This window comes from Pseudomonas marginalis (assembly GCF_900105325.1).
In the GTDB taxonomy this organism is placed as follows: Bacteria; Pseudomonadota; Gammaproteobacteria; order Pseudomonadales; family Pseudomonadaceae; genus Aquipseudomonas; species Aquipseudomonas marginalis.
In genome coordinates this window covers 372109-391007 of sequence record NZ_FNSU01000003.1, presented here as the reverse complement: position 1 = coordinate 391007, position 18899 = coordinate 372109, and the positions used below count along the sequence as shown (strand labels likewise).

At 61.1% G+C, this 18899-nt stretch carries 24 protein-coding genes and 1 pseudogene; 12 read left to right on the top strand and 13 right to left on the bottom strand.

Annotated features, from left to right (window positions below; genetic code table 11):
• The first annotated feature begins 189 nt into the window (after positions 1-189).
• Together BLW22_RS11310 and BLW22_RS11305 are read left to right on the top strand one after the other, a co-directional pair.
• Positions 190-441, top strand: coding sequence for a type II toxin-antitoxin system HicA family toxin (locus tag BLW22_RS11310; protein WP_065924405.1), 252 nt, complete (start codon positions 190-192; stop codon positions 439-441).
• Positions 438-803, top strand: coding sequence for a type II toxin-antitoxin system HicB family antitoxin (locus BLW22_RS11305; RefSeq protein WP_065924404.1), 366 nt, complete (start codon positions 438-440; stop codon positions 801-803). Before BLW22_RS11310 ends, BLW22_RS11305 begins: the two co-directional genes overlap by 4 nt.
• Positions 804-825: 22 nt before the next feature.
• On the opposite strand, the gene BLW22_RS11300 is transcribed toward BLW22_RS11305, so the two are convergent.
• Entirely contained in the window at positions 826-1998 is a 1173-nt protein-coding gene (locus BLW22_RS11300) for an MFS transporter (protein WP_065949028.1), read from the bottom strand.
• A 141-nt stretch (positions 1999-2139) separates the two neighbouring features.
• Here BLW22_RS11300 and BLW22_RS11295 point away from each other — a divergent pair, with 141 nt between their 5' ends.
• Complete coding sequence (locus BLW22_RS11295; protein WP_074846317.1) at positions 2140-2727, top strand: TetR/AcrR family transcriptional regulator; 588 nt, start codon at positions 2140-2142, stop codon at positions 2725-2727.
• Here BLW22_RS11295 and BLW22_RS11290 read toward each other — a convergent pair.
• Positions 2711-4066, bottom strand: coding sequence for an MATE family efflux transporter (locus BLW22_RS11290; protein ID WP_065924401.1), 1356 nt, complete (start codon positions 4064-4066; stop codon positions 2711-2713). The genes BLW22_RS11295 and BLW22_RS11290 overlap by 17 nt on opposite strands.
• A gap of 121 nt (positions 4067-4187) precedes the next feature.
• Here BLW22_RS11290 and BLW22_RS11285 point away from each other — a divergent pair.
• Positions 4188-4475: pseudogene (locus BLW22_RS11285) on the top strand (ABC transporter substrate-binding protein); the annotation flags it as partial.
• Positions 4476-4505: 30 nt separating this feature from the next.
• Here BLW22_RS11285 and nadE read toward each other — a convergent pair.
• The 3 genes from nadE to BLW22_RS11270 are packed head-to-tail and all read right to left on the bottom strand — an operon-like array spanning position 4506 to position 7190.
• Positions 4506-5312: an ammonia-dependent NAD(+) synthetase gene (gene nadE / locus BLW22_RS11280; RefSeq protein ID WP_065924399.1), complete on the bottom strand. Its 807-nt coding sequence runs from the start codon at positions 5310-5312 to the stop codon at positions 4506-4508.
• A gap of 1 nt (position 5313) precedes the next feature.
• The gene (pncB, locus tag BLW22_RS11275) at positions 5314-6531 is read right to left on the bottom strand and encodes a nicotinate phosphoribosyltransferase (protein ID WP_065924398.1); all 1218 of its coding nucleotides are present in this window, start codon (positions 6529-6531) and stop codon (positions 5314-5316) included.
• Positions 6532-6542: 11 nt separating this feature from the next.
• Positions 6543-7190: a nicotinamidase gene (locus tag BLW22_RS11270; protein WP_065924397.1), complete on the bottom strand. Its 648-nt coding sequence runs from the start codon at positions 7188-7190 to the stop codon at positions 6543-6545.
• Between the two features lie 146 nt (positions 7191-7336).
• Between BLW22_RS11270 and BLW22_RS11265 the strand changes: the two genes are divergently transcribed.
• Entirely contained in the window at positions 7337-8029 is a 693-nt protein-coding gene (locus BLW22_RS11265) for an NUDIX hydrolase (RefSeq protein ID WP_074846314.1), read from the top strand.
• Positions 8030-8060: 31 nt separating this feature from the next.
• Complete coding sequence (locus tag BLW22_RS34430) at positions 8061-8291, top strand: alpha/beta fold hydrolase (RefSeq protein ID WP_137213013.1); 231 nt, start codon at positions 8061-8063, stop codon at positions 8289-8291.
• Here the strand turns inward: BLW22_RS34430 and BLW22_RS11255 are convergent.
• Entirely contained in the window at positions 8217-8999 is a 783-nt protein-coding gene (locus tag BLW22_RS11255) for a DUF4253 domain-containing protein (RefSeq protein WP_074846311.1), read from the bottom strand. The two genes, BLW22_RS34430 and BLW22_RS11255, sit on opposite strands and share 75 nt — an antisense overlap.
• 282 nt (positions 9000-9281) lie before the next feature.
• Here BLW22_RS11255 and BLW22_RS11250 point away from each other — a divergent pair, with 282 nt between their 5' ends.
• Positions 9282-9908: a DUF1349 domain-containing protein gene (locus BLW22_RS11250; protein ID WP_083381361.1), complete on the top strand. Its 627-nt coding sequence runs from the start codon at positions 9282-9284 to the stop codon at positions 9906-9908.
• Positions 9909-10073: 165 nt separating this feature from the next.
• Here BLW22_RS11250 and BLW22_RS11245 read toward each other — a convergent pair whose 3' ends face one another.
• Both BLW22_RS11245 and BLW22_RS11240 read right to left on the bottom strand, forming a co-directional pair.
• A complete protein-coding gene (locus tag BLW22_RS11245; protein ID WP_074846305.1) occupies positions 10074-10847 on the bottom strand; it encodes an L-iditol 2-dehydrogenase in 774 nt (257 codons plus the stop codon).
• 21 nt (positions 10848-10868) lie between these two features.
• The gene (locus BLW22_RS11240) at positions 10869-12179 is read right to left on the bottom strand and encodes an ABC transporter substrate-binding protein (RefSeq protein WP_065924394.1); all 1311 of its coding nucleotides are present in this window, start codon (positions 12177-12179) and stop codon (positions 10869-10871) included.
• Positions 12180-12389: 210 nt separating this feature from the next.
• On the opposite strand from BLW22_RS11240, the gene BLW22_RS11235 reads away from it, so the two are divergent.
• The 3 genes from BLW22_RS11235 to BLW22_RS11225 all read left to right on the top strand — a co-directional run bounded on the left by BLW22_RS11235 (position 12390) and on the right by BLW22_RS11225 (position 15474).
• The gene (locus tag BLW22_RS11235; RefSeq protein ID WP_074846303.1) at positions 12390-13328 is read left to right on the top strand and encodes an AraC family transcriptional regulator; all 939 of its coding nucleotides are present in this window, start codon (positions 12390-12392) and stop codon (positions 13326-13328) included.
• A gap of 155 nt (positions 13329-13483) precedes the next feature.
• Positions 13484-14431, top strand: coding sequence for a nucleoside-specific channel-forming protein Tsx (locus tag BLW22_RS11230; RefSeq protein ID WP_065949036.1), 948 nt, complete (start codon positions 13484-13486; stop codon positions 14429-14431).
• A 14-nt stretch (positions 14432-14445) separates the two neighbouring features.
• Positions 14446-15474, top strand: coding sequence for a purine-nucleoside phosphorylase (locus BLW22_RS11225; protein WP_065949037.1), 1029 nt, complete (start codon positions 14446-14448; stop codon positions 15472-15474).
• Between the two features lie 16 nt (positions 15475-15490).
• Here the strand turns inward: BLW22_RS11225 and BLW22_RS11220 are convergent, their stop codons facing one another.
• The 3 genes from BLW22_RS11220 to BLW22_RS11210 form a co-directional block, all read right to left on the bottom strand.
• On the bottom strand, positions 15491-16450 hold the full coding sequence (locus tag BLW22_RS11220; RefSeq protein ID WP_065949038.1) for a quinone oxidoreductase family protein: 960 nt from the start codon (positions 16448-16450) through the stop codon (positions 15491-15493).
• 30 nt (positions 16451-16480) lie between these two features.
• Complete coding sequence (locus BLW22_RS11215; protein WP_017849167.1) at positions 16481-16654, bottom strand: DUF1427 family protein; 174 nt, start codon at positions 16652-16654, stop codon at positions 16481-16483.
• 69 nt (positions 16655-16723) lie between these two features.
• Positions 16724-17500 carry an AraC family transcriptional regulator gene (locus BLW22_RS11210; RefSeq protein ID WP_065924389.1) on the bottom strand — a complete coding sequence of 259 codons (777 nt, stop codon included), beginning with the start codon at positions 17498-17500 and terminating at the stop codon, positions 16724-16726.
• Between the two features lie 116 nt (positions 17501-17616).
• Between BLW22_RS11210 and BLW22_RS11205 the strand changes: the two genes are divergently transcribed.
• Both BLW22_RS11205 and BLW22_RS11200 read left to right on the top strand, forming a co-directional pair.
• On the top strand, positions 17617-17859 hold the full coding sequence (locus tag BLW22_RS11205) for a DUF6555 family protein (RefSeq protein ID WP_065924388.1): 243 nt from the start codon (positions 17617-17619) through the stop codon (positions 17857-17859).
• Positions 17860-17875: 16 nt separating this feature from the next.
• Complete coding sequence (locus BLW22_RS11200; protein WP_027607511.1) at positions 17876-18139, top strand: hypothetical protein; 264 nt, start codon at positions 17876-17878, stop codon at positions 18137-18139.
• Positions 18140-18183: 44 nt separating this feature from the next.
• Here the strand turns inward: BLW22_RS11200 and BLW22_RS11195 are convergent, their stop codons facing one another.
• On the bottom strand, positions 18184-18354 hold the full coding sequence (locus BLW22_RS11195; RefSeq protein ID WP_074846300.1) for a metallothionein: 171 nt from the start codon (positions 18352-18354) through the stop codon (positions 18184-18186).
• Positions 18355-18442: 88 nt separating this feature from the next.
• Complete coding sequence (locus BLW22_RS11190; RefSeq protein WP_065924387.1) at positions 18443-18895, bottom strand: DMT family transporter; 453 nt, start codon at positions 18893-18895, stop codon at positions 18443-18445.
• Between the last annotated feature and the right edge of the window lie 4 nt (positions 18896-18899).

Sequence of the window (18899 nt, the reverse complement as noted above, 5' to 3'; positions counted from 1 at the left end):
AGGCAGGAAGCACAAAGGCACGTCGTCCCTATAAAACGAACCGGAGAGGGAAAAATTAGCGGGGGATGGGAGGCGCAGAGCGAGCTGTCATCAAGGGTTACATCAATCCCGGGAACGACACACGAACCCCAGCTAGCATTGACGGACACCATCTTTTGCAACTACATTTAGTTACACGCAGGGAACGCCGTGTCCAAAAATGAAAAGCTGCTCGCCAAACTGCTCAACGAGCACATGGCATTTACCTGGCCCGAGCTCGTCACGCTGCTGCGTCGTCTTGGCTACGCACAGATTGAGGGGGCTGGAAGCCGCGTCAAGTTCGACATCGGCGATCCGAGTGCAATGATCACCTTGCACAAGCCTCATCCCGGCAACGAACTGAAACACTACATTCGGCGCCAGATCATCGAACAATTGAAATCAGGAGAACTGATTCAGTGAACAACCAACTGAAACACAATGGCTACATCGGCTCTATCGAAGCCAGCCTCGAAGATAACTGCCTGTTCGGCAAGATCCTGTTCATCAAGGCACTGGTGAGCTACGAAGGCAAAACCGTCGCCGAACTGGACGCTGCATTTCGCGAAGCGGTGGACGACTACCTCACTACCTGCCAGGCCCTTGGGCAAACACCGGAGAAGCCGTGCAAAGGCTCTTTTAACGTGCGGGTCGGCCACGATCTTCATCTTGCCGCCGCCCTTGAAGCGACACGTAAAAAGGTGACCCTGAACGACCTGACGCGCCAGGCGCTGAACGAATTCCTGCAACATCACCGAGCGGACCCCTGCCCCGTGATTGGCTGACGTTTCATTGCCAGGATGACGCTCAACCCAACCGCCGATAGCCCAACACCGCTGACCCCATCACCACCGCCCCCGCCGCCAACGCCACCCAGAACCCGCTGGCGGCGCCAAAATGGTCGATCATCCAGCCGGAGCTGGCGGCACCGATGGCCACGCCGATGCTCAGGCCGGTGATCAGCCAGGTCATGCCTTCGGTCAGGCGGCTCGCGGGCACGCTCTTTTCCACGAGGGCCATGGAAACGATCAGGGTGGGGGCGAAGAACAGTCCGGAAATGAAGATGGCCACCGCCAGACCCGGAATGTTGCTGACCATCAGCAACGGCAAGGTGGTCAGCGCCGTGGCCGCGCCGCAGAACAGGAACTGCCGGGGCAGCGGCGCCTTGAGTTTTAGGGTGCCAAAGGCCAACCCCGCCAGGCACGAGCCGATGGCGTACACCGAAAGCACGATGCTTGCCGCCGCCGGTTGGCCCTGGTGCTGGGCAAAGGCCACGCTGACCACATCCACCACACCCACGATCACCCCCATGGCCAGCAGCAGGATCATCAGGATCAGCACCGACGGTGACGCGATCAGCCAGCCCTGATGGTGAGCGTGGTGCTCATGCACCGGGGGTTCGGTCGCGCGTTGCAGCACAAACGTGGTAACCCCAACCGCCAGCAGCAACGCGGCCACCAGAGGCCCGGCTTCGGGGAACAGCACCACGCTCAAGCCCACCGAAATCGGTGGGCCGATGATGAAGCACACCTCATCCAGCACCGATTCCAGGGCAAAGGCGGTTTGCAGCCTGGGCTGGCCGCGGTACAGCTCGGTCCAGCGCGCCCGCACCATGGCCGACATATTCGGCATGCATCCCGCCAGGGCAGCAAACAGGAACAGCGTCCAGGTCGGCGCCTGCAACCGCGTGCACAGCAACAGCATCAACAGCGCCCCGCCGCCGATCAAGGCAGCAACCGGCAGCACCCGGCCTTGGCTGTACCGGTCCACCAAGCGTGACACCTGCGGCGCGCAAAACGCAGTGGCCAGGGCGAACACCGCCGCCACCGAACCGGCCAGGCCATAACCGCCGTGCACCAGGGAAAGCATGGTGATCAAGCCAATACCTGCCATGGACACCGGCATGCGTGCCAGCATGCCGGCCAATACGAAGGCCCGCGAGCCGGGAACCTGGAACAACTCGGCGTAAGGGTTTGCCATCCTGCTCAACCTCTTCCTGATGCCCTGGAACTTGCTATCCGCAGTGATCAAGGCAAAATACATACGGTGCGTATGTGGCGAATCATGCGTAACATACGCGGCGTATGTCAATCTTTCACTTGCCCATTGTGAGTCCTGCCCATGAGCCGAGCCCGTGCCGAAATGATCGAAGACACCCGCGCCCGGCTGCTTGCCAGCGCACGGAAGGCCTTCGCCACGCAAGGCTATGCCAACACATCGATGGACGATTTCACCGCCCACGCCGGTCTGACACGCGGCGCGCTGTACCATCACTTTGGTGACAAGAAGGGGCTGCTGGCCGCCGTGGTTGCTCAACTCGATCGTGAGATGGACGCATGTTTGCAGCGTATCTCAGACGAAGCCCAAGACCCATGGAGCGGTTTTTGCGAACGCTGCCGCGCTTATTTGCGCATGGCCCAGGACGGCGAAATCCAACGCGTTGTGCTGCAGGATGCGCCGGCTGTATTGGGCGATACCGGCTCCCAGCAACACTGTGTCGAGTCGTTGCGCCAACTGCTGGAAGCCCTGATGCAGGCGGGCATCGTCCCTGGCGCACCGAGCCTGGCGCTGGCGCAGTTGATCAATGGCAGCCTGGTCAACACCGCCCTGTGGATCGCCCGGTCAGAACATCCGGATGAGCGTCTGGAGCAAGGTTTGCAGGGCCTGGAACTCCTGCTGCGCGGCCTGAAACTCACACCAACCGCTTGATCTGCTTATGCCGCCACACCAGCCGGTAGTACGCGGCCTGCAACCCCAGCATCGCCAGGTACGTTACCGGGAACGCCATCCAGACGCCTTCCAGGCCGAAGTGCGCATTCAACAGGTACGCCATCGGTAGCTCGACACACAGCACGCAGAAGATCGAGATCGCCACCGGCATCAGCACCACGCCGCTGGCGCGCATGATCCCGCCGATCACGGCCTGGAAGCCGAACACGAGGATGCTCCACAACATGATGTGCAGCAGGTGCTCGGCATTCACGCGTGCGGCGTCATCGGTGATGAACAACCCGAGCAACCAGTGCGACAACAGATAGCCCAGCACGATCAGGCCACCGGTCAGGCACGTATTGATCAACAGCCCGGTACGCAGGATCGGCCCGATACGCTCCAGCCGCCCGGCCCCAATCGCCTGGGCCCCGAGGATCGAAGCAGTGATGGCAATCGACAGGGCCGGAAACTGCACGTAGTTGACGATCTGCGTCACCGCCCCATAGGCCGCCGTGGCCTGGGACCCATGGCCATTGACCAAGGCAAGGATGACCAACTCCGACAGCGACAACACCACCATCTGCAAGCCTGTAGGCAAGCCGATGCGCAGGACTTTGCCGAGGATGACGCGGTCCAGGCGCAAGGCCGCGAGCAGTTCGCGGTCCGGCGCCATCACATGGTTTTTATGGCGCAGGCGCAGGATCAGAAACAGCATCGCGGAGGCATTCCCCACCAGGCCTGCGTACACCGCGCTCTGGATCCCCAGGGGCGGCAGGCCAATCCAGCCGCGAATCAGCGCCGGGGTCAACAGCAGGCCGACCAGGGTCGAGACCATCAGCGCCAGCAGCGGCGAGATCGTGTCGCTGACCCCGCGCAACAGCTGGGTATAGAGGATAAATACCAGCAACAGCGGCATGATCAGCATCATCATCTGGGCATAGCCCACGGCATCGTCGAGCACATCCGCAGGCGTACCCAATGCCTGCAACGCCGGGCGCGCAAACAGGCTGCCCAGCACCGCTGCGATCAGGCCCACCAGCGCGCCGAGGGTCAGGGTGGCACCGGTAATCGCCTTGACCATCCCGGTTTCCTGGGCGCCCCAGGCCTGGCCAATCAGCACCGAAGCGCCGGCCCCCAGGCCGATCACCAGGGCAATGAAGAAGAACACGATGGGGAACATCCCCGACACCGCCGCCAGCGCCTGGGTGCCGAGCATCTGCCCGACATAAATACCGTTGAGGGTGCCGGAGAAGCTTTGCAGGAAATTGGACAGCACCATCGGTGCCAGAAAGATCAGGTAGACCTGCCACAGCGGGCGTTGCAAAGGGCTTTGCATGAAAAACGGGGCCTCGGAAAACTAAAGCGTCCGAGGGTTATACCGTAATTGGATCCTATCTTCCTGCGCTTTGCATGATGGATGGGGCGCCAACACTCGCTGGTTCCGATGCCCACATTGGATCTTCAGCGTCACCCCGACTCAGGTCGCCACTCAAAAACGGCTCGGCGTGCCGATGGAATATGCACAGTCCAAGGAAGGCGCGGTGCTGCTCAACGTAGCCGCACGCGTGGTCGCACGCAATGACCAGCCGGAACGGGCGCAGAAACTCAACGCCTTGTTTCTGGCCGCCGAGGCTCAGGCACCGGCATTGGAAGAAGGCGACCAGATTCCGTCGAGCCCGACTACGCCGACCACCGACAAGACCCGAGCACGGGTGGACGCGATGCACAGTTACTTGCAGACGGCGAGTTGATCATTCCCACGCTACGTGGAACGATCATGGGGCGATGGGTAACGCACGTTTGTGGGCGGTCTTCAGGTAGGCGCGTTCCACGATGTCCCTCACCCGCTCACTCACCGGCTCACCCATCAGGTACGCATCGATCTCCTCGTACGTGCAGCCATAGGCCTGTTCATCCAGCTTGCCCGGCGCCAGCTCTTCGAGGTCGGCCGTGGGCTGCTTGTGCACCAGGTTCGCCGGGGCGCCGAGGGCACTGGCCAGCAGGCGCACCTGGGTCTTGGTCAGGCCCGACAGCGGGGCCAGGTCGCAGGCGCCGTCGCCGAATTTGGTGAAGAAGCCCATCAATGCTTCGGCGCCATGGTCGGTGCCGACCACCAGACCGTTGTGCAGGTTGGCCACGGCGTACTGGGCGATCATGCGGGTGCGGGCCTTGACGTTGCCCTTGATGAAATCCACCTGGGCGGCGCTGGCTTCGGTGGCGCTGAGGCTGGCCATCAGGCCGTCGACGCTGGCGGCGATGTTCAGGGTGTCGATGTGGTCCGGGGTGATGAAATCCAGCGAGGCCTGGGCATCGCTCTCATCGGCCTGGGTCTTGTAGGGCAGGCGCATGGCGATAAAGCGCGCGGCGTAGTCCTCGGCCCGCAGTTGCTCCACCGCCAGTTGGCACAGGCGCCCAGCGGTGAGGGAGTCGACGCCGCCGCTGATGCCCAGTACCAGGGCCTTGCAGCCTGAATGGCGCAAGGTGGTCTTGATGAAGTCGAGGCGCCGTTGGATTTCCTGGGCTTCACCGCCCTTCACCAATGTGCGATCGATGTTGAGTTCCTGCGCGATACGTTCCTGCATGTCACACCTCCACGTTGCCGACATTGAATACCTTCGCTGCGTACTGCAAAAACGAGGGGTCTTCGCAGACGTTCTTCACCGGGTCATCGGAGAACTTCACCACCGGTTCGCCGTGTACGCGCACCAGCTTCATGACGATGCTCAGCGGCTCGACGCCTTCCACATCGCAAGCCAGACTGGTGCCCATGCCGAAACCGAACCTGGCCTTGCCACGGATGTGCCGCAGGATCGGCAGGCACTTTTCGAAGTTCAGGCCGTCGGAGAACATCAGGTCCTTGGTCATCGGGTCGATACCCAGCTGTTTGTAGCGGGCCAGCACCTTGTCGGCCCAGGCGATGGGATCACCGGAGTCCTGGCGCAGGCCGTCATAGAGCTTAGCGAAGTACAGGTCGAAATCCTTGAGGAAAAAATCGGTGCTGATGGTGTCGGTCAAGGCAATGCCCAGGCGGCCGCGGTATTCACGCACCCAGTTTTCCAGGCCGGCGTTCTGGCTTTCGCGCAACCGCCCCAGTTGCTGATGCACCATCATCCACTGGTGAGCCATGGTGCCGATCAGCGGCAGGTCGAATTCGTAAGCCAGGTGCGCATTGCTGGTGCCGACGAACTGGCCGGGGAAGTCGCGGCGCATGATGTCCACCACTTCGCGCTGGGCCTTGAACGACAGGCGCCGGCGCGTGGAAAAATCGGAGACGCGCAGGTCGGCCAACTCCTCGCGGCTGAGGTTTTTCTCCAGCCAGTCGAACTTCTGGTAGAGCTTGCGGGTGACGTCTTCCAGGGTCACGTCGGGGTATTTGGCGCGGTTGCGCAGCTCGCTGACCAGCGCCAGTACCGGTTGTTCGAACATGATGCAGTGCAGCATCGGCCCGACCACACGGATGTTCAGTTGGCCGTCGACTTCGCTGACGTGGATATAGCGCAGGTTGAAGCGGAACAGGCCGAGGAAGCGTTCGTAGTCGGGGGTCAGGTATTCGCGAAAGCGTGGGTTGAACAGAAAGCGCAATTCGCCCTCGCGCATCTGCAGGCCGGCCATGTTCTCAAGCTCGGCGCGCAACTCGGGGATCAGGTGACCGAGCTTTTCCTTGGCGCGCACGATGAAGTTGTATTCCACATCGACATTCGGGTGCTGGTGCAACACCGCCTGCATCATGGTGAAGGTGTAGTAGTCGGTGTCGAGCAAGCCCTGGATCACCGGGGCTTCGTAGTCGTAGGCACTTTCCATGGTGTATCTCCTTAACGCGTGGCCATCGCGGCCAGTTCTTCGCGGGTGCTGCTGATGACGGCACCGGCCTTGAGCAACTCATTGACGGCCTGTACACCGCCCTCCTCGCTGATCCCCCGGCACGCCGGCAGGTGCAGGACCACCTCCAGGCCGGCCTTGAGCAGTTGCAAGGCGGTGGTCTTGACGCAGTAGTCCAGGGCCAGGCCGCCGACGATCACGCGAGTGACGCCCTGGGCCTTGAGGTACTCGATCACGCCAGTGGAGAGTTTGTCGTGCAGGTCGTGATAGCAGGCGCCATAGGGGTGCAGGTCGGGTTCGACGCCCTTCCAGATGAAGTAGTCGTAGTCATAGGGCGTGGGCAGCTCGTCGAGCAAGGTAAAGCCTTCGGTGCCCGGCACGCAGTGGCTGACCCAGGTCACATCGGCGTGTACCAGGCCGGTGGGCTGGAGCATCTCGCTGTGCTGGGCGACCACCCAGGGTGCATGCGGGGTGTGGGCGTCCTTGCTGCCGACGCGGTGGCCGGCGAGGCTGGCCATGTAGTTGAGTTCGGCACCGATCCGGTCACCGCCGGCCACCGGCAACTCGTTGGGGCACAGCGGCGTGAAGCTCTTCTGGGCATCGACGTCGAATGAAGCAATGGCAGTTTTCGCAAGGGTCATGGCGGTTCTCCTGTGGCCTGGAAACAAAAGTACACGTCATGTACTTTCATTGCAAGAAACATTTATTTATCTATCCTGACGCAGGTACATGACATATCTGTTCGATCCGTTAGACTGTGCCCCACCGCTGTTCAGAAGGACGTCACATGCCCCTTAGCCCCTACCTCCATACCGTCGACCTGTGCGTGCTGTGCTACTGCCGCGCCGCCGGGGAACTCCAGTTGTTGCTGAACAAGCGCGAAGCCGAGCCCTTCGCCGGGCATTGGGCGTTGCCGGGGGTGGTGGTGAATGGCGGCGTGCAAGATCTGAGCCTCCAGGATGCGGTGGAACGCTTACGCGCCAGCAGCAAGGTCGGCCTGGAGCTGGCCTGGAGCGAGCAAGTGGGCACGGTGGGCGATGCGTTTCGCGATCCGCGTTGCTGGTCGTCGTCAACGTACTACCTGGCGATCGTCGCGGATGAGGTGGCGCCGAGTGAGCATCAAGGCTGGTTCCCGCTGCAGGCGGTGGCCGATGGCAGCATCAAGTTGCCGTTCGATCACAACAGCATCGTCGCGGCCGTGCAGGAACGCCTGTTTTCCAAGACGCTGTACAGCAGCTTGCCGCTGATGTTCCTGGGCAATGAGTTCAGCGCGCCGGAGGCGACCACGATCTTTTCCCTGGTGCTGGAGCGGCCGGTGCTCAAGACCAGTATTCGCCAGCGCTTGTTGAAGCTGACGGAAGCGGGATATTTGCGCGAGACGGGGCGCAAGAAGCAGGGTGAAGGCGGCAGGCCCCAGGCGACGGTGGAGAACCTGAAGCCTGGGGCGGTTTACTTCTTTGATCGCAGTTTTGCCGACTAGGCGCCCTTTTCAAGGACGATGACGTTCAAATGTGGGAGGGGGCCCGCCTATCTTGCTGATTCCTGGCTGGCCGCAGAGCTGGTATGCAGGGCGCTATGTAATGCCCCAACTGGTGGACGCTGCTTATCGAGTCATTGCGGTCGATCCTCGTGGTATGGGGAAAGTGATGCACCCATACGCACGGAGCTCATTCCACGTAACGGAGCCACAAATGCGTCCGGCCGGAGATCGCCTGTGCGACTGCACAAATGCGTGTCTGTAGGTCTTCATCGCTGGTGTTGTAGAGCGCACAGAAGTCTTTGGCTACGACGTTAGCAAGGGATGTATCAGGCGGTTCAGCACGAATGAAGCCGATGTAAGAAGCACCTACGCCCATCAACTCATAGCCATGTGCTTCTGAAAAGTGACGCGCAACCGCAAAGTTTTTCGCAGGATCCAGGTCGGACGTGAAATAGCCATTCGGGAAAGCCGCGAGTGCCTGGCAAGACTGCTGAACGGGCACCAGGAGCGCTGAAAGAGGCTGCTCTAGAAGAGAGACAGGGTCGTTCTGGTAAGCGATCCACTCTTGCAGGGCCTGCTCATCGAGTGTCAAACCATGAGCGCAAGCATCTTCGAAAGATGTGACTGCAGCCAAGTTCATGAAATTGCGATAGCAGATTGCAAACTCCGCTTTCGTAGTCGGATAGCCTATGTATTCACCATTCTCGAAGCACTCTGGAGGTAAGCCCGCTATGTCCTGCTCCGATGCATCGTCCATCCCTAAATTGTTGCGCGCATGCCCCGAGGTGTAGCGGGCTTGGTGCAGATCATCGAGCGAGAACAGAGGTTTAAAGCCTGGGTGCGCCACAGCAATCTTACGACGAGCTTCGGTCAGATCGTCAACGCTGGTAATTGCGCTCACGCCGTACTCATCGCATGTACCTACAGACGGATTATCACGCATACCATTACCGCGAAATTCGATATCCATAAACCGTGGCCTCCTCCAGGCTGTTACTGAATTGAGTGAGTAATCCTAAGCGTTCCAGGATCATCATATGAAGATCTGCCTCCAAGCGACAACAGGACTTGGTTTGACTCCCCTGCCATCACAGAGCAGCACGCTACGCTAACGTTGACGTTCGTACTCCAAGGTCATGTTGATGTGCAAAACTGGCTTACCATGCAATTTCTAATCGACTCAGGGAAGAAAGCGCAGCGTTGGCACTGGCTTGCAACGCAGATCCACCCAATAAATTGTGGAGGTAACAGGATGGACAGAAAGCAGACTGCAGAGGTCAATCAGGACATTGAAGCGTCAATTTGGCGAACTGCTAATTGGCTGAATAAACCGAGCCTTTGCCAAGTCTTTACTGACGGCACCTTGGAGATGGTTACCGACGCCCAAACCGACTTCTGGCGTGAAACGCACTACGGATTCATACGCGACAGCGGACATTTCTTAGGGTTTTCAACCTCAGGAAGCTTTACTGCTCAGGTCAGAGTTAACGCCGATTTTCGCGAGCTCTATGATCAAGCCGGAATTATGGTCAGGCTCAATGAGGAGACTTGGCTCAAGGCGGGGATAGAATATAACGATGGAATGCCAATGATCAGCAGCGTGCTGACCCAAGGCCGGTCGGATTGGGCGCCTAGCTGCTTCACCGGTAACCCAAATGATTTCTGGCTTCGTTTAACCATTTCCGATGGAGCACTACGCTTGCAGTACTCAACGGACGGCGTGACTTGGCCATTGCTCAGGCTTGCACCCTTTCCAGAGGCGGAAAGCTATACGGTTGGCCCTATGTGCTGCACACCGGAACGGCAAGGGTTGAGGGTAAAGTTTTCTGAATGGTCTTTGAGTCAGCCCATCGGGCGAGACCTGCATGATTTGAGCTAGCCAGTATGTCGAGCAGGCAATCAAGCAGATGACTTTTTGATCCATCGGGGACTCTCGATTCCATGACATGGCCAGTTACCTCCTGGCCATGATTCATACATGTAAAGGTGTCTGCGGTCTGTACCGGGGCAAGCCCCCTCCCACAGTTTTGATTGGGGAATGACTTCAGCTCATCCAGTTGCCGCCGTCGACGTTGTAGGTCTGGGCCACCACATAATCAGCCTCCTTCGACGCCAGGAAAATCGCCATCCCGGTCAAATCCTCGGCCGTCCCCATCCGCCCGAACGGCACCTCCGCCCCCACCCGCCGCTTCTTCTCGCCAGGCGCCAGGCCTTCATGCCTGGCGAACAACGCATCCACCCCGTCCCAATGCTCGCCATCCACCACGCCGGGGGCGATGGCGTTGACGTTGATGCCCTGCTTGATCAGGTTGAGCCCCGCCGATTGCGTCAGGCTGATCACTGCCGCCTTGGTCGCGCAATAGATCGCCACCAACGGCTCGCCACGCCGCCCGGCCTGGCTGGCCATGTTGATGATCTTGCCGCCGTGACCCTGGCAGATCATCTGCCGGGCGGCGGCTTGCAGGGTGAACAGCGTGCCGGCGACATTGATCGAGAACAGCCGATCAAAGCTGTCGCGGCTGATGTCGACGATGGGCGCCAGGTCGAACAGCGCCGCGTTGTTGACCAGGATGTCGAGCTTGCCGGCCTGGGCGACCACGGCGGCAATTGCGCTGTCGATGGAAGCCTGGTCGGTGACGTCCATCGCTACCGCGTAGGCCTGTGGGCCAAGCTCGGCGGCGGTGGCCTGGGCCCGCTGCAGGTTGATGTCGGCGATGGCGACGGTCGCGCCTTCAGCGATATAGGCCTGGGCAAACGCGCGGCCAATCCCGCGCGCCGAGCCGGTGATCAGCGCGCTCTTACCTTCGAGTCGTTTCATAAGGCAGGTGTCCTTTGAACATTATTTGGGATAGCCGGCGCGTTTCATTTCGCGCTCGGTGGTGGACTGCGCCTGGAGCAACGCCTGCTCGACCGACATGCCGCCCGTCAGCGCCGCCGAGAACAGCTTGCCGACGGACGTGCCGATGGCCTGGAACTCGGGGATGGTCACGTACTGGATGCCCACGTACGGCACGGGTTTGGCCGACGGGTGCGCGGGGTCGGCGTGCCGCATCATCTCCAGGGTCACCTGGGCAAACGGTGCGGCCTGGAGGTACGACGCGTTATAGGTGGACTGGCGGGTGCCAGGCGGTACGTTGGTGATGCCTTCTTTATCGGCGACCAACTGGATGTAGTCCTTGGACGTGGCCCAGGCGATAAAGGCCTTGGCGGCGTCCTTGTGCGTGGACGTGGCCGGGATGGCCAGCGACCAGGCGTACAGCCAGGAGGAGCCTTTGTCGGTGACTTCGGTGGGGGCCGCGGCGAAGCCTACGCTGTCGGCGACCTTGCTCTGGCTCTTGTCGGTGGTGAAGGAGCCGGCGACGCTGGCATCGACCCAGATCGCGCACTTGCCGCTGTTGAACAACGCCAGGGTTTCGTTGAAGCCGTTGCTGGACACGCCGGGCGGGCCGTATTGCTTGAGGGTGTTGACGTAGAAGTTGGCGGCGGCGGTCCATTCGGGACTGGTCAACTCAGGCTTCCACTGCTCATCGAACCAACGCGCACCGAAGGCGTTGGCCATGGTGCTCAGCAGCGCGATGTTCTCGCCCCAACCGGCCTTGCCGCGCAGGCACATGCCGTATTGGCCGTTGTTCTTGTCGGTGAGCTTGGCGGCGAATTCACCGAGCTGCGTCCAGGTCGGGTGCGCCGGCATGCTCAGGCCGGCCTGCTTGAACAGGTCGGTGCGGTAGTAGGTGACGGTGCTTTCCCCGTAGAACGGCAAGGCATACAGGGTGCCGTTGACCGACAGGCCCTGGCGCACCGAGGGGAAGATATCGTCGGCGTCGTAATCGGCCGGCAATTGGGTCAGTGGTTCCAGCCAGCGCTTGGCGCCCCACAGCGGGGTTTCGTAGGTGCCGATGGTGAGCACATCGAACTGGCCGCCCTGGGTGGCGATATCGGTGGTGAGGCGCTGGCGCAGCACGTTTTCTTCCAGCACCACCCAGTTGAGCTGGATGTCCGGGTGCTGCTGCTCGAACACCTTGGAGAGGCGTTGCATGCGGATCATGTCGCTGTTATTGACAGTAGCGATGGTCACGGTGTCGGCTGCCTGGCTGGGCAAAGCCAAGGCCAGGCCGGAAAGCAGGAACAACGCTTGCGGAATCTTGGACATAGCGGTTTCCACCTGTTGTTTTTGTTGTTGAGGGCCGATTACAGCAGCTTGGGCCTAGCCCTCACAAACGCATGGCGCATGCGCGGCTGATACTTTTTTAACCGCTGGTTCAGGATCAAAAAAGTATCAGTGCCGGGCGAAACCGGGGGTAGCGCAGGTAGTGCCACCCGCGTATTTTGAGGCGACTGCACCCATAGAAGAGGCATCACCATGCCCGTCAGTCGCGCCAAGCTGTTCGAACACCGCCCCGCCGAGCTTGAGGTGATCCTGCCCGAGCCGCAGCACTGCTTTCGCTGGTTCGAGCACGACTACCCTTACGATCTGGCGCGCTGGAACCACCACCCCGAATTCGAAATCCACCTGATTCGCCAGGGCAGCGGCAAGTTGGTGGCGGGCGACTATATCGGTGCGTTCAGTGCCGGGCATGTGGCGCTGATCGGCCCGGACCTGCCCCACGACTGGATCGGCGAACTGGCGCCCGGCGAACACCTGGCCGGCCGTGACGTGGTGCTGCAATTCGACGGCGCCGCCCTCCTCGCCCTGCGCGACACCCTGCCGGAACTCGGCGACTTGCACGCGCTGTTCGAACAGGCCCGGCGCGGCCTGGAATTCAGCGGCGACACCGCCGTGCAGGCCGCACGCTTGATGGAGGCCATCGGCAACGCCCACGGCCTGCAACGGCTGACCCTGTTCCTGCAACTGCTCGAGAGCCTGAAAAACGCTCCGGCGCAGCAGGTAAAGGCCCTGGCCAGCCCCTGTTACGCCCCGACCCTGGACGCACGCAGCGCCGAGCGCATCAACAAGGCCTTCGACTACCTGATGCGCGAACTCACCGGCGACGTGCGCCTCTCGGTCATCGCCCAACAGTTGGACATGAGCGAACCGGGCTTCTCACGTTTCTTCAAGCGCAACACGGGCCATGGGTTTATCGACCTGATGCGCAAATTCCGCGTGCAACGCGCCTGTCGGTTATTGCTGCAAAGCGAGATGTCGGTGGCGGATATTTGTTTTGAAGTGGGCTACGCCAACCTGTCCAACTTCAACCGGCACTTTCGGATCGAGATGCACCAGACGCCCAGTGAATATCGCCGCGAACCGCCGATACACCTGTTCAACCCCATCGAGAAAATGACACCCAGTCATTTCTGATCAAAAGGTCGAGTAATTCGGCTTTTTTCCATGACATTCAATCCATTAAGCAAAGTTGGTACAGCCTGTGCAACCGTTTGCGGTACGAACTTGACCGCCAAGTTCACCACGACCCGATGAATCGGGTTCAAACCGCGTACGAATAGGGACTTTCAATGCACCCCACCTCAAAGCCCCGTGCCTGCTTTGGTGTTTCCTTGCTACTGGCCGCCGTAACGGGAGTACTCAGCGCGCCCATTTTGGCGCAGGAAAAATCCGTGGATGACTCAGCACAGGGCGAAACCCTGAGCCCTGAGGCCAGCCCGGCGAAAAAAGGCGTCTATCTGTCGGAATGGTTCAACCAGGATCTGACACTGATCGGCAGTAAAGACATCAGCTTCGGCCCCAAGCCCCAGGATGATGTCTACCTGGAATACGAGTACTTCGGCCGCAAGGGGCCCTTCGAGTTGTACGGCTACATCGACGTGCCGAAGATCCTCGGCATCGGCAACAGTAACGACAAAGGCGCGTGGGACCATGGCTCGCCGGTCTTCATGGAGCACGAGCCGCGTATCTCCATCGACTACCTGGCCGGACGCAGCCTGGCCATCGGCCCGTTCAAGGAATGGTATGTGGCGTTCGACTGGATCTACGACCACGGCAGCAATAAGGCCAACCGCGCCAACACCCTGTACAGCGGCCTCGGTACGGACATCGACACCCATTCGCGAGTCAACTTGTCGGCGAACTTCTACGGGCGTTACCAGTGGGAAAACTACGGCGCCAGCAATGAGTATTCCTGGGATGGCTACCGCGCGCAGATGAAATACATCGTGCCCATCGGCAAGTTCGACAACGGTGCGTCGCTGACCTATATCGGTTTCACCAACTACGATTTCGGCTCGGACCTGCACAAGGACAACCCGGCGCGCACCGCCAACGCCCTGGTGGCAACCAACGTGCTGCTGTATTCCTTCACCCACCTGCGCTTCACCCTGGTCGGTCGTTATTTTCATAACGGCGGCAACTGGGAAGATGGCAGTGAGTTGAACTTCGGCGAGGGTAACTTCCGCGCCCGCTCCGACGGCTGGGGTTATTACGCCGGCGTTGGCTACCAATTCTGATCAAGGAGTATTAGATGAATACATTTACCCGTCTTTCGCTGGCCGTCGGCCTTGCCCTGCTGCCCCATGTAGTGCTGGCTGATTCTGCTGCCCCCATCAAGCCCAAGGTGATGCTGATCACCATGTTCGCCCCCGAGGCGCAAACCTGGATCGACCGCCTGGAACTCAAGCAGGAAGTGCGCGTGCCGGGCCTGTCCGCCGAATACCCGGTGATCCGCTGCAACACCCGGGACGTGTGCCTGCTGGTGACCGGCATGGGCCAGACCAACGCCGCCGCGTCCACCCTGGCCCTGGCGTTGTCGCCCAAGTTCGACCTGCGCCAGAGCTATTTCCTGATCGCCGGGATTGCCGGGATCAGCCCGAAACACGGCACCATCGGCACTGCCGCCTGGGCCCACTACCTGGTGGAGTTCGGCACCCAGTGGGAGCTGGATTCGCGGGATGCGCCCAAGGATTGGCCGACCGGCTACCTTGGTATCAACACCAAGGGGCCCAACGAAAAGCCGCCGCTGGACTACAAGACCGAAGTGTTTGAACTGAACCCCAAGCTGCAGGCCAAGGCGTTCGCCCTGTCGCACACAGTCGAACTTACGGAAAGCAAAGAGTCCGCCGCCTGGCGCAAACACTACCCCGCCGCGCCCGCCAACCAGCCGCCGCAAGTCACCCGCTGCGACACCCTGGCGGGCAATACCTGGTTCTCCGGTACGCGCCTGAGCGAACGCGCCGAGGTGTGGACCAAGTTGCTCACGGATAACAAAGGCGAGTACTGCACCACCCAACAGGAAGACAACTCCACGTACGAAGCCTTGCTGCGCGCCAGTCGCGAGGGGTTGGTGGACATCCAGCGCCTGGCCGTCGTACGTGCCGGTTCGGACTTCGACCGCCCATACCCCGGCTACAGCGAAGTCGACAACCTGCTCAAATACGCCGACCAGGGCGGGTTCGTACCGGCGCTGGAAAACCTGTACCGCACGGGGAACCCGCTGGTACAGGCGATCCTCAACAACTGGTCGGCCTGGAAAAAAGGCGTTCCAGAAGCCTAGTGCCGCTCAAAAAGTGTCAAGGCAGGAAGATGATTTTGTCCGCGCTGCCTTGGTTCACCTCCCCATAGCATTGCACCCCATCGACCAGCGCCACCTCGCGCAGGCCGGTGGGCAGCGGCAACAAGCCTTCGTCGAAAAAACGTCCGAACTGCTCCAGCATCACCGCGCACTGCTCACAGTTGTAGAGCAATGAATTGATCCCCACCACCGAGCCGCCCTTGCGATACAGGGCCAGGGCCGGCAGTTGTACGTGACCGTCCACCGGCGCGGCAATGATCGCGATGCGACCGAACGGCGCCAGGCCTGCCACGGCCGCCGGCAGCCAGAAACCGGTGGTGTCGAAGATCACATCGGCGCCGCCCTTGAACACCGCATTGACCTGCGCGCCCAGCGCCTCGGGCTTGCCCAACGCAATCGCGTCGAACCCTTGCCCCTGCAATACCTCGACCTGATCAGCCTTGCGCACCGCTGCCAACACCTGCGCACCCAGGACCCTCCCCAAGGCTAATGCCGCGCTGCCCACCGCCCCATTGGCGCCGATCACCAGCAAGCACGTGCCTTTGTCCACGCCACTGCGCTGCAGCGCATCCCAGGCCGTGGTGTAGGGCACACCCAGGCTGGCGGCCTGGGCAAAACTCAGGTGGGCAGGTTTGTGCGCCACGCCTTTGGCCGACACGGTGAGGTATTGGGCGTGGGAACCGTCGGCGAAAAAGCCCAGGTCGCGACCGGTGCCCCAGACCTCCTGCCCCACCAGCGCCTGCGGACCTTGCACCACCACGCCGGCGAAGTCGCGGCCAGGTATGCGCGGCACGGTGGTGTAGGGGAAACGCCCGAGTACGTTCTTCACGTCGCTGGGGTTGAGGCCCGCCGCCTTGATCCGTACCAGCACTTGATCGGCGGCCGGCACCGGCGTCGCGACGTCGACGAAGCTCAGGGCGGCAAGGTCGCCAGTGGTGGAAAATTGCAGTGCTTTCATTGCCAGTATCCATCGAAGGGAGAAAAGGAATCAGGACAACCAACCGCTGACCAACTGCCGGCCCATGGGCCAGAGTTTTTCGCCGAGCAGCATGCCCATCAGGCCCACCAGCGCAATGGCAGGCGGTGCGGGCGAACGGAAGTCCAGCGCGCCGTAGATCACGCCGACAAAGAGGCCAATGGCAAGGGAGATCAGGTAACTCATGGGGGCGACGCCTGTTGGGTTGATGGGCTTAGTGTAGGGAGCCCATCCCGGCAGCATCGGCCAAGGGCTTCAGGATTTCGGCCAACTCACGTACTGGGAAGGCGCCATCCCCAGTTCACGCCGGAACATGTCGCTGAAACTGCTCGGCGAATAGCCCAGGGAACGCGCGACAGCACTGACCGACTGGCCCTGGATCAGCTCGGCCACCGCCGTGGCCAATTGCACCTGGCGGCGCCATTCGGCAAAGCCCATGCCCAGGTGGTGCTGGAACAGTCGCGCCAAGGTGCGCACGCTGGCACCTGCCGCTTCCGCATGCTGCTCGAAAGGAATCTCCAGGGACGGCGCCGCCATGACCGCCTGGCACGCGCTGATCAGCCGGCGATCGGCCTCCACCGGCATGGCGATACGGATCTGCGAGCGGCGTGCCCGTTGCAACTCCAGCAGGGCCAGGCCGACCAAGGCGGCGTAATATCCCTCGTCACCGCTGTCGCCCTGTTCCACCAGCGTGACGATCAACTCACGCAGCAGCCCACCGACTTCAATCACTTGCACCTGGCTGTCCAATGTCGCCGCCAAGGCCGGACGCAAGTAGATATTGCGCATCTGCAAATCCGACACCACCCGGATGCCGTGCTCCACGCCCGGCGGCAGCCAGACCGCGCGCTGGGGCGGTACCACCAGGGCTTCACGAGGCGTCTCGACCCACATCACGCCGCTCATGGCATAGAGCAATTGGCCCCAGTCGTGGCGATGGGGCTCCACGTACAGGCCACGCGGGTAGGTGCGCGCCAAGGGTTGCACGGGGACGGCATGATCACTGAGGTCGGGGGGTGCGGCCAGGGCCATGGGGAGCACATCTATCGGGAGTCAGCCGCCATGGTAATGACCACCGCCGGACAATCCGAGTGAATTTTTGCCGCCGAGGGCGATCACTTGCTTACACCACCAGGGTTGAGGGGCCAATGAATAACGCAAAACTGTTTGTGATCGACTACACCCTTCATGAGGAAGCCAAGTCATTCATTATTCGTCTGGAAAAGCTGGATACCTTGGAGGCCTGGCATTGGGCAAGCTGTGACGCCGGCGTGGGCCGTATCGGCCGTTTCGCCCGCGAGCGGGTGAAGAAAACCAGCCAGGAACAGGCCGAGAAATTCGGCATAAAAAACGTTCAATGGCGCCGCTCGGATGCGCGCGCCCAGGCTTGATCAAGGAGAAATGAGCATGGATTCAATCAACGGCAAGGCGCGCATCGATTACACCCGGGACACGTTGTTCGGGCCATTGGCCAAGCATGTCGAGTGCCAGGTGAGCGTGCAGCATAAGCCCGGCTGGCTGGTGCTGAAGGTGTTCCAGCCGCTGCCGGACGATTTGCATGATGCGCAGACCCTGGTGCTGGCCCTCGAAGGTCGACGAACCAGCGGCGTGGTAAAAGACAGCCGGCGCTTGTCCGACCACAGCCTGCGCCTGGAGCTGGAACCCCAGTAATCGATACGCAGGGAGCCCGCTATTCAGGCTCCCTGCGAACGTATTCAGCCTTTAGCCGACTTGGCGCACTCGCACCCCGTCGCCGCCGCACAAGGCTCGCCATGGGCATGGTGCTCGGCGCAGCCCTGGCAGCAATAGCCCTTACCGTCCTTCATTACCGCATCGACGCCCAGCACACACTTGCAATGTGGGCAGGCACAGGTTTGATCAGGCATGGCCAGACTCCTTCTTCATGGTCGTCCGGTGCGGCGGTTGCCGGCACCTTAAGCAGTGACTGCCAGGCCTCGGCGATGGTTCAAACCATCAGTCGGTGCGCGTATTGCTGCGGTACATGAACACCAAGGCCAGAGCCAGACACACCATCGCCAGGATGCGGCTGCTCGACAGTTCGACAGCCGGGTTGCCCAGCCAACCGAAGTTATCGATCAGCATGCCCATGCCCAATTGCCCTGTGATCACGGCCACGGTTGCCACTGCAGTACCGACCACCGGCACGGCCCCGACCATCACCATCATGTACACCACGCCGAACAATGCACCGGTCAGTTGCCATTTGGGCACGTCCAGCAGGCTGAGGACCTGGGCCGGTTCGAAGAAGAAAATCAGCAGCGCGGTGGTGAGCGCGCCCACTGCGAACGTCAGCAGACTGCTGCGCAACACGCCCACCGCCTGGCCGAGACGACCATTGATTGCCGCCTGCACACTCAGCACCGCACCGGCAGCAATCACCAGCACCAATAACAGAATCAGATTCATCGCC